The organism is Streptomyces sp. NPDC057543, from assembly GCF_042801895.1.
In the GTDB taxonomy this organism is placed as follows: Bacteria; Actinomycetota; Actinomycetes; order Streptomycetales; family Streptomycetaceae; genus Streptomyces.
This window is the reverse complement of the sequence record NZ_JBHVFF010000065.1, coordinates 19,033-32,259: the sequence shown is the minus strand read 5'-3', so window position 1 is coordinate 32,259 and position 13,227 is coordinate 19,033. Positions and strand designations below refer to the sequence as shown.

14 protein-coding genes are annotated in these 13,227 nt (G+C 70.9%); 12 read left to right on the top strand and 2 right to left on the bottom strand.

The window, feature by feature from the left end; all coding sequences use genetic code 11:
• Window positions 1–208 precede the first annotated feature (208 nt).
• Genes ACFU8Q_RS14120 through ACFU8Q_RS14110 form a run of 3 tightly spaced genes read left to right on the top strand, consistent with a single transcriptional unit; the run spans window position 209 to window position 2,526 of the window.
• Entirely contained in the window at window positions 209–568 is a 360-nt protein-coding gene (locus ACFU8Q_RS14120; RefSeq protein ID WP_383756312.1) for a histidine triad nucleotide-binding protein, read from the top strand.
• An 18-nt stretch (window positions 569–586) separates the two neighbouring features.
• Window positions 587–1,495, top strand: coding sequence for a ribonuclease Z (locus ACFU8Q_RS14115; RefSeq protein ID WP_384452495.1), 909 nt, complete (start codon window positions 587–589; stop codon window positions 1,493–1,495).
• Between the two features lie 38 nt (window positions 1,496–1,533).
• Window positions 1,534–2,526 (top strand): adenosine deaminase, encoded by a 993-nt coding sequence (locus tag ACFU8Q_RS14110; protein ID WP_384452493.1) that lies wholly within the window; start codon window positions 1,534–1,536, stop codon window positions 2,524–2,526.
• On the opposite strand, the gene ACFU8Q_RS14105 is transcribed toward ACFU8Q_RS14110, so the two are convergent.
• Window positions 2,490–3,845, bottom strand: a complete 1,356-nt coding sequence (locus ACFU8Q_RS14105) for an MFS transporter (RefSeq protein ID WP_384452490.1) — start codon at window positions 3,843–3,845, stop codon at window positions 2,490–2,492. The genes ACFU8Q_RS14110 and ACFU8Q_RS14105 overlap by 37 nt on opposite strands.
• 345 nt (window positions 3,846–4,190) lie before the next feature.
• Between ACFU8Q_RS14105 and ACFU8Q_RS14100 the strand changes: the two genes are divergently transcribed.
• From ACFU8Q_RS14100 to era, 9 genes are all read left to right on the top strand, one after another.
• A complete protein-coding gene (locus tag ACFU8Q_RS14100; RefSeq protein ID WP_384452488.1) occupies window positions 4,191–5,315 on the top strand; it encodes a carbohydrate kinase family protein in 1,125 nt (374 codons plus the stop codon).
• Window positions 5,316–5,454: 139 nt separating this feature from the next.
• Window positions 5,455–6,483, top strand: coding sequence for a PhoH family protein (locus tag ACFU8Q_RS14095; protein ID WP_384452485.1), 1,029 nt, complete (start codon window positions 5,455–5,457; stop codon window positions 6,481–6,483).
• A 12-nt stretch (window positions 6,484–6,495) separates the two neighbouring features.
• Window positions 6,496–6,993 (top strand): rRNA maturation RNase YbeY, encoded by a 498-nt coding sequence (gene ybeY, locus ACFU8Q_RS14090; RefSeq protein WP_384452482.1) that lies wholly within the window; start codon window positions 6,496–6,498, stop codon window positions 6,991–6,993.
• Window positions 6,990–8,282, top strand: a complete 1,293-nt coding sequence (locus ACFU8Q_RS14085; RefSeq protein WP_384452479.1) for a hemolysin family protein — start codon at window positions 6,990–6,992, stop codon at window positions 8,280–8,282. Before ybeY ends, ACFU8Q_RS14085 begins: the two co-directional genes overlap by 4 nt.
• Complete coding sequence (locus ACFU8Q_RS14080; RefSeq protein ID WP_384452477.1) at window positions 8,279–8,632, top strand: MmcQ/YjbR family DNA-binding protein; 354 nt, start codon at window positions 8,279–8,281, stop codon at window positions 8,630–8,632. Before ACFU8Q_RS14085 ends, ACFU8Q_RS14080 begins: the two co-directional genes overlap by 4 nt.
• A 57-nt stretch (window positions 8,633–8,689) precedes the next feature.
• Entirely contained in the window at window positions 8,690–9,043 is a 354-nt protein-coding gene (locus ACFU8Q_RS14075; protein WP_384452474.1) for a cytidine deaminase, read from the top strand.
• A gap of 243 nt (window positions 9,044–9,286) precedes the next feature.
• Entirely contained in the window at window positions 9,287–10,642 is a 1,356-nt protein-coding gene (locus ACFU8Q_RS14070; RefSeq protein WP_384452472.1) for a beta-xylosidase, read from the top strand.
• A 92-nt stretch (window positions 10,643–10,734) separates the two neighbouring features.
• A complete protein-coding gene (locus tag ACFU8Q_RS14065) occupies window positions 10,735–11,679 on the top strand; it encodes a WxL protein peptidoglycan domain-containing protein (RefSeq protein ID WP_384452469.1) in 945 nt (314 codons plus the stop codon).
• 62 nt (window positions 11,680–11,741) lie between these two features.
• On the top strand, window positions 11,742–12,716 hold the full coding sequence (era, locus tag ACFU8Q_RS14060) for a GTPase Era (RefSeq protein WP_384452466.1): 975 nt from the start codon (window positions 11,742–11,744) through the stop codon (window positions 12,714–12,716).
• Window positions 12,717–12,913: 197 nt separating this feature from the next.
• Here the strand turns inward: era and ACFU8Q_RS14055 are convergent, their stop codons facing one another.
• A complete protein-coding gene (locus tag ACFU8Q_RS14055; RefSeq protein ID WP_383756340.1) occupies window positions 12,914–13,180 on the bottom strand; it encodes a protealysin inhibitor emfourin in 267 nt (88 codons plus the stop codon).
• Window positions 13,181–13,227 lie beyond the last annotated feature (47 nt).

Genomic DNA, 13,227 nt, shown 5'->3' with positions numbered 1-13,227 from the left:
GCAATGTCTCGTGGGCTCGTTTTTGTTTATAAGAGACCGGCCCGGGACCCCGCGCCTCGAACCCGGGCGTGGCGGGTTCTCCAGTCCCTCCGGCGTTCGAGGCGCGGGGGTCAGGGTGCGGAGCCCCTGGTCACGGGAAGGGGCACCCGCCGCGGACGTCCCGATACCATGCCGTACAACGATCACCACCGACCGAGGAGTCAGCCCCATGGCGGGAGAACCGCAGCCAGACTGCCTGTTCTGCAAGATCGTCTCGGGTGAGATCCCGGCAACCATCGTCCGGGAGACCGAAACCACCGTCGCCTTCCGGGACATCAACCCCCAGGCCCCCACCCACGTACTCGTCATCCCCCGCGTCCACCACCCGGACGCGGCCGCCCTCGCCGCCGCCGAACCGGCCATCGCCGCCGACATACTGCGCGAGGCCGGCAACGTCGCCGCCGACGAGAAGATCGTGGACACCGGCTACCGGGTCGTCCTCAACACCGGCTCCGGCGCCGGGCAGACCGTCTTCCACGCGCACGCCCACGTCCTGGGCGGCCGCGGACTCCAGTGGCCCCCCGGCTAGAACGGTCGGCAGCACACCGTGTCCGTACGCGAACTCGTGGTCCTCGGCACCGCCAGCCAGGTCCCGACCAGGCACCGCAACCACAACGGCTATCTGCTGCGCTGGGACGGCGAGGGCATCCTCTTCGACCCGGGTGAGGGCACCCAGCGCCAGATGCTGCGGGCCGGCGTCGCCGCGCACGACATCGACCGGATCTGCGTCACGCACTTCCACGGCGACCACTCGCTCGGCCTGGCCGGGGTCATCCAGCGGATCAATCTCGACCAGGTCCCGCACCCGGTCACCGCGCACTATCCGGCGAGCGGGCAGCGTTTCTTCGAGCGGCTGCGGTACGCGACCGCCTACCGCGAGTCCGTCGAGCTGACCGAGGCCCCGGTCGCCGTCGACGGGGTGCTCGCCACCACGGACGCGTACACACTCAGCAGCCACCGGCTCTCGCACCCCGTCGAGTCGTACGGCTACCGGCTCGTCGAACCCGACGGGCGCCGCATGCTCCCCGCGAAACTCGCCGAACACGGCATCAAGGGCCCCGACGTCGGCCGGATCCAGCGCGAGGGCGCCCTCGGTGCCGTCACCCTCGACGACGTCTCCGAGCGCAGGCGCGGCCAGCGGTTCGCGTTCATCATGGACACAAGGCTCTGCGACGGAGTCCACGTGCTCGCCGAGGGATGCGACCTGCTGGTCATCGAATCGACCTTCCTCGACGAGGACGAACGGCTCGCCACCGACCACGGCCATCTGACCGCCGGCCAGGCTGCCCGGGTGGCCAGGGACGCGGGCGTACGCCACCTCGTGCTGACCCACTTCTCGCAGCGGTACGACGACCCGGCCGACTTCGAGGCCCAGGCCCGCGCCGCGGGGTTCGAGGGCGAACTGACCGTCGCCCGGGACCTCGGCCGGGTCCCCGTGCCCACCCGGCACATCTGACACACATCGGTACCACCATTTGTGAGCGTGAAATACCCGTGCATCTCCCCAAAGCCGAACTCCACCTCCACATCGAGGGAACCCTCGAACCCGAGCTGGCCTTCGCGCTCGCCGCACGCAACGGCGTACAACTGCCGTACGCGGACACCGAAGAACTCCGCACCGCCTATCTCTTCGACGATCTGCAGACCTTCCTCGATGTGTACTACGCGCTGATGGCCGTGCTCCGGACCGAGGAGGACTTCGAGGAACTCGCCGACGCGTACCTCACCCGCGCCGCCGCCCAGGGCGTCCGGCACGCCGAGATCTTCTTCGACCCGCAGGCGCACACCGCACGTGGCGTCCCGATCGGCACCGTCGTCGAGGGACTCGGCCGGGCGCTGGACCGCAGCGAGGAGAAGCACGGCATCTCCACCCAGCTGATCATGTGCTTCCTGCGCGACCAGTCCGCCGAATCGGCGCTGCGGACCCTGGAGTCCGCGAAGCCGTATCTGCACCGGATCAGCGCGGTCGGTCTCGACTCGGCGGAGGTCGGGCACCCGCCCGCCAAATTCCGCGAGGTGTACGAGGCCGCCGGAGCGCTCGGGCTGCGCAAGGTCGCCCACGCCGGCGAGGAGGGCCCGCCCGAGTACATCCGGGAGGCCCTGGACGTCCTCGGCGTCGAACGCATCGACCACGGGCTGCGCTGCATGGAGGACGCGGACCTGGTGAAGCGGCTGGTCGCCGACCGGGTACCGCTCACCCTCTGCCCGCTGTCCAACGTGCGGCTGCGCGCCATCGACACCCTGGAACAGCACCCGCTGCGGGACATGATGGCCGCCGGGCTGCTCTGCACGGTGAACTCCGACGACCCCGCCTACTTCGGCGGCTATGTCGGAGACACCTTCCACGCCGTCCACGAGGCGCTCGGCCTGGACCGGGACCAACTGCGCACGCTGGCCCGCAACTCCTTCGAGGCGGCCTTCCTCGACCACGACGAGGAGCGCAGGGCGCGCTACCTGTCCGAGGTCGAGGCGTACGCGTTCGACTGACCGGCCCCGCCCGACGGACCGGCCGTCCGGAACGCGTTCCTGACCGGGCGCCTGCGGCGCACGGGCAGGCTGATCTCCGTGACGGCCTGCTCGGGCGCGCCCAATCTGGGCACGGCGCCGGGCACCGCGCCGGTGGTGACGGCGAGCAGCGCGGCCGGGGCGCCACCCCGGCGGCGCACCGATCCCGGCACCAGCGGACGGCCACCGGTGTGCAGGGCGACGGCCGTGACCGGGGCCGCGACCAGGAGCGTGACGGCGCCCAGGACCAGGCCCATGACCGGGTACCCGGCCTGTTCGGACAGCACACTGCCGAGGACCGGCCCGCAGGCCACCCCGACCGATGACGCGGAGCCCGCGAGGACCGCCCAGCGCCCGCGCACGTCCAGGGACGCGGCCAGGCCGATCAGATACGACAGGACCACCGGATAGACGGTGTTCCACAGGATCTCGCCGGTCGCGAACGAGCCGAGGTTCTGGGCGGACGAGCTGAGCACGATGCTCGCCGCGATGATCAGCGTGCCCACACCGATCGGCACCGCCCGGCCGAGCCTGGCCCCGAGCATCCCGGCGCCCATCACACCGAGCAGCCCCGCACCGAGCGCGGCGGCGAACACCGCGCCGATGGTGACCTCGGAGAGCCCCACCTGCACCACCCCGATCCGGCTGCTGACGCCCCACAGGGCGTTCTGCGCCATGGACCAGACGAGCATGCCGCCCGCCAGCACCAGGCCGGAGCGGCGGTGCGGCAGCCGACGGGAGACGGGAGCGGCAGGGCCACCGGTCGCGGCGCGGCCGAGCCGTGCCGTGGCGGGCCAGACGAGCAGGGCGACCAGGGCGATCGAGGCGAACGGCAGCCGGTGGCCGCCGCCGAGGTGCGGGATCGTCAGATAGAGGGCGCCCGCCGTCGCGGAGACGCTCAGCAGACCGAGCGACGAGGTTCGGTGCGGATCGCGCTGGGCGGCGATGCCCGAGGCGGCCACCGCCGTAGCCGTACCGGAGCCGAAACCGCCGATCACCGCGCCCATGAGCACCAGTGGCACGGAACTCGCCAGCGCGGCGCAGCCGTACCCCGCCATGGCCAGCACGAGCCCGACCCGCGCCGGTCTCCGCGGCCCGTACACCTCGACCCGGCCCGCCAGCGTGAACCCGGCGGTCGCCGAACTCAGCAGCAGAGCACTGCCCGCCAGACCGGCCTGGGCCGTACTGAGACCGAGATGGACGGAGAGCCGCCCGACGATGGTGGGGAGCAGATAGGCGGCGAGGTAACCGGCGGTGAACACGGCGACCAGGGGCCACGCGGCGCGAGGGCGCGAGGACATGGGCGTTCCTGAAGACATGCCGAAGCGGCGAAGGAGGCAGGGGGGCAGGCGAGGGCAATGCGGGAATGCGGGGAAGGCGGTGCACGCGTCGGCAGCTGTCGCAGACGGGGCTCGCGGGCCCAATTTGTATCAACTGCGCCCAGTCGACCGAAAGGCACCCCTGTGTGATCTGGGGCACATATGCGTTTGCCCTTCGTTCATGCGGGTAGCAGCGCATGTTTATGCAGGTCAGCATCCCTCTGTACGGGGCGGGCGCGCGCTCTTCGGAAGCGGCGGCGCGGACCCTCCGGATACCGGCGCGCATCGGGCACACTGGCCAGATCTGCCACGACCGGGGAGTGCAAGGTGAGCACAGACATTCCAGGCATCGACCCACTGGACGGGCTGCGCGCCCCGCAGGACCCCGACTGCGACGTCTTCCTCACCGGCACGGTCTTCCTCGACATCATCTTCACCGGTCTGGACAGCGCCCCGGTGCGCGGTACCGAATCCTGGGCGCGCGGCATGGGCTCCAGCCCAGGCGGGGTCGCCAACATGGCCACGGCGCTGGCCCGGCTGGGACTGCACACCTCACTCGCCGCCGCGTTCGGCGACGACCACTACGGCGAGTACTGCTGGGACGCCCTGGAGCAGGGCGAGGGCATCGACCTGTCCATGTCGCACACCGTCCCCGGCTGGCACTCGCCGGTGACCGTCTCGATGGCGTACGAGGGCGAGCGGACGATGGTCTCGCACGGCCACGAGGCCCCGGGCCCGGTGGGCACCCCGGGCGCCGCGATCCCCGCCGAGGAACCCGTGTTCCCGCGCTGCCCGCCGCGCGCCCGCGCCGCCATCGCCTCGCTCGCCCCCGGCCGCAGCGAGCCCTGGGTCGCCAAGGCGGCCGGGAACGGCGCCCGGATCTTCGCCGACGTCGGCTGGGACGAGACCGGCCGCTGGGACCTGGACGCCCTCACCGACCTGCGACACTGCCAGGCGTTCCTCCCCAACGCCGAGGAAGCGATGCGCTACACCCGCACCGACTGCCCGCGCGCCGCCGCCCACGCCCTGGCCGAGCGGGTGCCCCTCGCCGTGGTCACCCTCGGCGCGGAGGGCGCGTACGCGGTGGACGCGGCGACCGGGGCCAGCGCCGAAGTACCCGCGATCGAGGTCGAGGCCCTCGACCCGACCGGGGCGGGCGACGTCTTCGTCGCCGGATTCGTCACCGGCACTCTGGCGGACTGGCCGCTGGCGGACCGGCTGGCCTTCGCCGGACTGACCGCGGCGCTCTCGGTGCAGGAGTTCGGCGGATCGCTGTCGGCACCCGACTGGGACGAGATCGCCGCCTGGTGGCAGCAGGTCCGCACCTTCGCCGACCAGGACCCGGCCGCGCTCCAGCGCTACGCGTTCCTGGACAAACTGCTGCCCACGGCCGCCCGGCCGTGGCCGCTGCGCCGGGCCGTCCCGACGATCGGCTTCCGCCGCCCGGCGTGACCCGGGGCACGCACGTTCGCAGTGCGTACGGAAAAGCCCTCGGTGTTGTCAGTGCGGAGTCGTAGGCTTGGTAATCCAGAGGTTGTCGATCGGCGAGAACCTTGCAACGGGAGGTATGTGCAGGCCACAGAGCCGGCCCATGACTCAGACATCCACAGACCAGACCCCCGCGCCGGGCCAGGCGCGAGCCCAGTTCACCGTACCGGCCAAGCATCCGATGGTGACCGTGCTGGGTTCAGGCGACTCCCTGCTGCGCGTGATCGAAACGGCCTTCCCGGCGGCCGACATCCATGTCCGGGGAAACGAGGTCAGCGCCGCCGGGGACGCGACGGAAGTCGCTCTGATCCAGCGCCTGTTCGCCGAGATGATGCTGGTGCTCCGCACCGGTCAGCCGATGACGGAGGACGCAGTGGAACGCTCGATCGCCATGCTCAAGGCAACCGAGAGCGGCAAGGGGGACGGTCCGGAGACACCGGCCGAGGTACTCACCCAGAACATCCTCTCCAGCCGCGGCCGCACCATCCGTCCCAAGACGCTCAACCAGAAGCGGTATGTCGACGCGATCGACAAACACACCGTCGTCTTCGGTATCGGTCCCGCGGGCACCGGCAAGACCTACCTCGCCATGGCGAAGGCCGTCCAGGCCCTGCAGTCCAAGCAGGTCAACCGGATCATCCTGACCCGCCCCGCCGTCGAGGCGGGCGAGCGGCTCGGTTTCCTGCCCGGCACGCTCTACGAGAAGATCGACCCGTATCTGCGCCCCCTCTACGACGCGCTGCACGACATGCTCGACCCCGACTCGATCCCCCGACTGATGGCGGCCGGGACGATCGAGGTGGCGCCGCTGGCATACATGCGCGGAAGGACGCTCAACGACGCGTTCATCATCCTCGACGAGGCGCAGAACACCAGCGCCGAGCAGATGAAGATGTTCCTGACCCGGCTCGGCTTCGATTCGAAGATCGTCGTCACCGGTGACGTCACGCAGGTCGACCTGCCGACCGGGACCAAGAGCGGTCTGCGCCAGGTCCAGGACATCCTCGAAGGCATCCAGGACGTGCACTTCTCCAGGCTCACCTCCCAGGATGTCGTCCGGCACAAGCTCGTCGGCCGTATCGTCGACGCGTACGAGAAGTACGACAACCGAGACAGCCACCACGGGAAGTAGTCGCGCCGCACCATGTCGATCGACGTCAACAACGAGTCCGGAACCGAGGTCGACGAGCAGGCGATCCTCGACATCGCCCGCTACGCGCTCGCGCGGATGCGGATCCACCCCCTCTCCGAGCTCTCGGTGATCGTGGTGGACACGGACGCCATGGAACAGCTCCACATCCAGTGGATGGACCTGCCGGGGCCCACGGACGTCATGTCCTTCCCGATGGACGAACTCCGTCCGCCGTCCAAGGACGACGAGGAGCCCCCGCAGGGGCTCCTCGGTGACATCGTGCTCTGCCCCGAGGTCGCCAAACAGCAGGGCGAGGATGCGTCGACGCAGCACTCCATGGACGAGGAGCTCCAGCTCCTCACCGTCCACGGAGTGCTGCACCTCCTCGGGTACGACCACGAGGAGCCGGACGAGAAGGTCGAGATGTTCGGTCTCCAGGCCGCGATCGTCGACGGCTGGCGTGCCGAACGTGGCCTGAGCGGCCCGTCGCCCGCCCCCACCGTGTCGTGAGCGTTCCCCTTGTCCTGGGTGCCGTGCTGCTGGTCGTCGTCGGCTGGCTGGCGGCCTGCGCGGAGGCGGGCATCGCCCGTACGTCGAGTTTCCGGGCCGCCGAGGCGGTCCGCTCCGGGCGGCGCGGCAGCCAGAAGCTGGAACAGGTCGCGGCGGACCCGACCCGCTATCTCAATGTCGCCCTGCTGGTGCGGGTCGCCTGCGAGATGTCGGCCGGTGTGCTCGTCACGTATGCCTGCCTGAAGGAGTTCCCGGAGACCTGGGAGGCTCTGGCCGTCGCCATGGCCGTGATGGTCCTCGTCTCCTACGTCGCCATCGGCGTGTCGCCGCGCACCATCGGCCGTCAGCACCCGCTGAACACGGCGACGGCGGCGGCGTACGTCCTGCTGCCGCTGGCCAGGGTCATGGGCCCGGTCCCGCAGTTGCTGATCCTCATCGGCAACGCGCTGACGCCGGGCAAGGGGTTCCGCAAGGGACCGTTCGCCAGCGAGGCCGAACTGCGGGCGATGGTCGACCTCGCCGAGGCGGAGTCGCTGATCGAGGACGAGGAGCGCCGCATGGTGCACTCCGTCTTCGAGCTCGGCGACACGCTCGTACGCGAGGTCATGGTGCCGCGGACCGACCTGGTCTGCATCGAGCGGTACAAGACGATCCGGCAGGCGCTGACCCTGGCGCTGCGCTCCGGCTTCTCGCGGATTCCCGTCACCGGGGAGAACGAGGACGACATCGTCGGCATCGTGTATCTCAAGGACCTGGTCCGCAAGACGCACATCAACCGGGAGTCGGAGGCCGATCTCGTCTCCACGGCGATGCGGCCGGCGGCGTTCGTGCCCGACACGAAGAACGCCGGCGATCTGCTGCGCGAGATGCAGCAGGAGCGCAGCCATGTCGCCGTCGTGATCGACGAGTACGGCGGTACGGCGGGCATCGTCACCATCGAGGACATCCTCGAAGAGATCGTCGGTGAGATCACCGATGAGTACGACCGTGAACTCCCGCCCGTCCAGGAGCTGGAGAACGGCTGCTTCCGGGTGACCGCGCGCCTCGACATCGGCGACCTCGGGGACCTGTTCGACCTCGACGAGTACGACGACGAGGACGTGGAAACGGTCGGCGGACTGCTGGCGAAGGCGCTGGGCCGGGTGCCGATCGCCGGGGCGTCGGCGGTCGTCGATCTGCCGGACGGCCGTCGGCTGCGGCTGACGGCGGAGTCCACGGCGGGCCGCCGGAACAAGATCGTCACGGTGCTGGTGGAGCCCGTGGGGCAGGAGGGGGTGGACGCGGAGTGACTCCGCAGCAGCTGAGGGCGTTCTGCCTGGAATTCAACGCGAGCGTCGAGGAGTTCCCGTTCGGGCCGGAGACGTCCGTCTTCAAGGTGCTCGGCAAGATGTTCGCGCTCAGCACGCTGGACGCGCGTCCGCTGTCGGTGAACCTCAAGTGCGATCCGGACGAGGCGGTGCGGCTGCGGGAGGAGTACGACGCGGTGGTGCCGGGCTGGCACATGAACAAGCGTCACTGGAACACGGTGACGGTGTCCGGGGTGCCGGACCGGGTGCTCCGTGACCTGATCGAGGACTCCTACGACCTGGTGGTCGCGGGCTTGCCGAAGGCCGAGCGGCTGAGGCTCGACCGGGCATAGGTCCCGCGGGGGTGGGGCGGGGCGGGGGACGAGCTCCCTGGTTCGTATGCTCGGCACATGACTGAGAGCACCGAACTCGGCCCCGAGGACCGCAAGATCGTCACGCTGGCGCGCAGCGCCCGTGCCCGCAACGGTGTGCCGGAGGGCGCGGCCGTACGGGACGAGACCGGACGTACGTACGTCGCGGGCACCGTGCGGCTGGAGTCGCTGAAGCTCAGCGCGCTGCAGACCGCCGTGGCGATGGCCGTGGCCAGCGGCGCCACCTCGCTGGAGGCAGCCGCGGTCGTCTCCGAGGCGCAGACCCCGTCGGACGCGGACCGTGCCGCGGTACGGGACCTGGGCGGCCCGGACACACCGGTGCTGCTCGCCGGACCCGACGGCACGCTGCGGGTCAGCGTGACGGCGGGCTGACGCCGACAGAATCAACACACCGTGTACGAACGCCCCGCACCCCACCGGCGCGGGGCGTTCGCACACCATGTGAGGGGAACGAGGATCTTGACAGCATCTGATGGTCCATCAGTCAGTGCATTTCGCTGCCATTGACTTCTTTTCGGCCGGAGTCGTCAATGGGCCCCCTGTCGGCGCAGAAGAGCCGCTGCGCCGCATCCGGCAGGAGGGGGCTCCATGCGTCCGACCGTACGAAGAATCAGCATGCGAAGATCCGGTGCCCGAACACGTCCCGCGCGCGGCCGCCGCTGGGCCGCCGCGCTGGGCGTGGGTGCGCTCGTCGTCGCTGGGGGAGGGGGGCTCGCGAGCCCCGCGCAGGCCACGATGACGGCCTCCGTGCCGGTGGACTTCCCCACGCACTGCATCCCGCCGGCCATCGCGGGCATCCCACCGATCGACGGGACGACGAAGGCCGAGATCACCGTCGACAACGCCGCCCCGATGGTGGGCGACACGGTCACGGTCACGTACACCGTCGTCGAACCGGCCGCGAGCAACCCGGTCGATCTGGCGCTGCCCGCCGACATCATGACGCCGACCGGCAAGGTCACCGTCGGCGGCGCGCAGTCCGCGAGCGTCACCGTCGCGGGCCCGAAGAAGAACGATCCGGTCCCCGGCAAGGGCGACTTCCCGTCGTTCTCGATGACCGGTACGTTCACGGTCACCGCGCCCGGCCAGATCACGCTGTCGCCGGGCGACTACAACATCCACACCAGCTACATCATGGAGCTGGACACCCCGTGCACGGTGACGGACCCGCCCGCTCCCGTCTCCGAGACGATCATCGCGACGGACGGCGGCGTCCCGGTCAACGAGCGGGCCATCCAGCTCGGGGCCGCATCCGGCCGGGCCGGTGACGCGGTCACCGTGACCGGGTCGAAGTTCACCCCGGGCGCGGACATCACGCTCGCGGGCCGGGCCGGCGACCAGCAGACCGCCGACGCGGCCACCGTCCGGGCGGACGGCTCCGGCGGCTTCAGCGGCCGGCTGACCGTCAGCGATCCGGCCACCACCGGCATCGTCGCCTACGAGGGCGGCAGCTGGGACGCGGCCAAGGGGGCGGGCCCGCAGGCCTACACCGTCACGAATGGCGGCGGGGAGATCCCGGACGGCAGCCAGCAGCTCAACACGTCCGTCAAGGCGGGCACGCTCTCCATGGTCCAGGCCGGGGACACCGTCGACATGTCGGCGGTCGACTTCGGGAAGGGCGGCGCCTCCCGCGGCTCCCTCCGGACGGTGACGGTCGAGGACTACCGCGGCGGACCCGCCGGCTGGTCCCTGACCGGAAAGGTCACCGACTTCAAGGGCCCGGGCGGCGCGACGATCGGCGCGTCCGCTCTCGGCTGGACCCCGGTCTGCGCGACGAAGGCCGGCAGTGCCAGCACCTGTGCGGCCGGTTCCGAGGGCCCGGTCGGCAGTTCGGGCGCCACCCTGGCGTCCGCGCCGAACGGGACCCTCACCGGCGGTGAGTTCACCGTCGACGCCCGGCTCGCGCTGACCGTACCGGCGTACACCGCCCCCGGCGCGTACTCCGGCGTGCTCACTCTCACGCTCACGTGACCGAGCAGCCCCGACCGACCGGTGGACCGGGCGCGCACCCGCCCGGACCGCCCGTCCCGACCCCCGACCGACCAACCCGGAGGCCCTGCACCGTGCGCAAGCTGTACGTACTCCTCCTGGCCGGCGTCCTCCTGCTGACCGGCGCCCCCACGGCCCACGCCGCGGACAACGGCGGCTGGTCGGTCTACCCGGCCACCACACAGGCCGGTCAGCGCCCGTACTTCTACCTCTCCGCCGACCCCGGCGCCACACTCGACGACAAGGTCACCGTCACCAACAAGACGGACCGGCCGCAGACCTTCCGGCTGTACGCGGCCGACGCGTACAACACCGCACGCGACGGCGGATTCGCCGTCCGCGCCCAGAACGAGAAGCAGCGCTCGATCGGCGCCTGGGCGAGGACCGACCGCGACCGGGTCACCGTGCGGCCGCACGGCTCCGTCACCGTTCCGCTCACCATCACCGTCCCCGAGGACGCCGAGCCCGGCGACCACCCCGGCGCCCTCGTCGCCCTCGACGAACGCATCGACCCGGCCGACGCGGGAGCCGTCGCCGTCGGCATCCGCAAGGCGGTCGGCGCGCGGATCTATCTGCGGGTGAACGGACCGGCCATGCCCGCTCTCTCCGTGGACGACATCCGGGTCGAGCACAGCCAGCCGCTGGTCCCGGGCACCGGGAAGAGCAGGGCCGTCATCTCGTACACGCTGCACAACCGGGGCAATGTCACCCTCAACCCCAAGGTCGCCCTCAGGGCCGAGGGACTCTTCGGCCGCACCCTGCTCGCCCGTGACCTGAAGAAGATCCCCTCCGAGCTGCTGCCCCGCCAGCGGGTCCGGCTGACCGAACAGTGGGCCGGCGCGCCGCAGCTGGAATGGGGCGAGATCAAAGTGACGGCGAGTGCCCGGGACACCCGCGAGTCCGCCACCGCCCCGTACTTCGCACTGCCCTGGCTGGTGGCCGGGGTCCTGCTGGTGATCGTCGGCGGGGGCGCGGGGATGTGGATACGGGCCCGTCGGAGCCGTACCCGTAGGGCCTGAGACGACGCGGCAGAGGCATCGTCGCGGCGGTTGGTACGGCAGGGCGGTCAGGATCGGGGACAATGGGCGCCATGAGCGTTCGACCTGACACAGAAGCCGCTGCACAGCGGGCTGCGAACAACGCCCCCCACCGGGCCGGCTTCGCCTGCTTCGTGGGCCGCCCCAACGCGGGCAAGTCCACCCTCACGAACGCTCTGGTCGGCCAGAAGGTGGCGATCACCTCCAACCGGCCCCAGACCACCCGGCACACCGTGCGCGGCATCGTGCACCGCGAGGACGCCCAGCTGATCCTGGTCGACACCCCCGGCCTCCACAAGCCGCGCACGCTGCTGGGCGAGCGTCTCAACGACGTCGTGCGGACCACCTGGGCCGAGGTCGACGTCATCGGCTTCTGCCTGCCCGCCGACCAGAAGCTCGGCCCCGGCGACAAGTACATCGTCAAGGAACTCGCGGGCATCAAGAAGACCCCGAAGATCGCCGTCATCACCAAGACCGACCTGGTCGACTCCAAGCAGCTCGCCGAGCAGCTGCTCGCCGTCTCCCGCCTCGGCGAGGAGCTGGGCTTCGAGTGGGCCGAGATCATTCCGGTCTCCGCGGTGAAGGACAAGCAGGTGGGCCTGCTGGCCGACCTGATCGCGCCGCTGCTCCCGGAGAGCCCGCCGCTCTACCCGGAGGGCGACCTCACGGACGAGCCCGAGATGGTCATGGTCGCGGAGCTGATCCGGGAGGCCGCGCTCGAAGGCGTACGGGACGAGCTGCCGCACTCCATCGCGGTCGTCGTCGAGGAGATGCTGCCGCGCGAGAACCGCCCGGCGGACAAGCCGCTGCTCGACATCCACGCCAACGTCTACATCGAGCGCCCCAGCCAGAAGGGCATCATCATCGGCCCGAAGGGCAAGCGGCTGAAGGACGTCGGCACGAAGTCGCGCAAGCACATCGAGGCCCTGCTCGGCACGCCGGTCTTCCTGGATCTGCACGTGAAGGTGGCCAAGGACTGGCAGCGCGACCCGAAGCAGCTGCGGAAGCTCGGGTTCTGACCCTGGCCCCGGTCCGGCGGTCGACGCAGTCGCCCGAGGCCGCTGAGGCCACCTGGGACCGAGGGGTGCGAGGGCGGCCGTGCGGGTGGGCCCCGAAGCGGCTGCGGAAGCCGGGGTTCCCATTGCTGCCCCGGTCCGGGGTTTCCGGCCCGGAGCCGGGGGTTTCGACCCGTGCAGTCAGGCGGCGTACGCCCCGCTCACGCCCCCTCCTTCAGGACGCGTGAGATGAGTGCGCGCTGGGCGTCGGTCAGCTTCGGGTCCGCGCAGTGGATCGTGCGGTCGCCGATCGTGATCCGGTACCGGAAGCCGTCCGGGACGCCCGGGGGCGGGGTGTCGTGGCCCGCGGCCAGCGCCGATTCGGCCAGGGCCTCCCACTCCCCGGCGTCGGCCCGTCCGGTGGTGTCGACCTCGCGGTGGCGTGCGATGCCGGCGAAGCCGCCGGTCCTGCTGACCTGGATCCGCATGTGGTGTCCTCCATCGCCGGACGGGCCCGGGAATGCCCGCTGTGTGC

Coding starts and splice junctions, on each gene's coding strand:
- ACFU8Q_RS14055 (WP_383756340.1), bottom strand. CDS start 13,180: ATGCGGATCCAGGTCAGCAGGACCGGCGGCTTCGCCGGCATCGCACGC.
- ACFU8Q_RS14095 (WP_384452485.1), top strand. CDS start 5,455: ATGACTCAGACATCCACAGACCAGACCCCCGCGCCGGGCCAGGCGCGA.
- ACFU8Q_RS14105 (WP_384452490.1), bottom strand. CDS start 3,845: ATGTCCTCGCGCCCTCGCGCCGCGTGGCCCCTGGTCGCCGTGTTCACC.
- era (WP_384452466.1), top strand. CDS start 11,742: ATGGGCGCCATGAGCGTTCGACCTGACACAGAAGCCGCTGCACAGCGG.
- ACFU8Q_RS14120 (WP_383756312.1), top strand. CDS start 209: ATGGCGGGAGAACCGCAGCCAGACTGCCTGTTCTGCAAGATCGTCTCG.
- ybeY (WP_384452482.1), top strand. CDS start 6,496: ATGTCGATCGACGTCAACAACGAGTCCGGAACCGAGGTCGACGAGCAG.
- ACFU8Q_RS14075 (WP_384452474.1), top strand. CDS start 8,690: ATGACTGAGAGCACCGAACTCGGCCCCGAGGACCGCAAGATCGTCACG.
- ACFU8Q_RS14070 (WP_384452472.1), top strand. CDS start 9,287: ATGCGAAGATCCGGTGCCCGAACACGTCCCGCGCGCGGCCGCCGCTGG.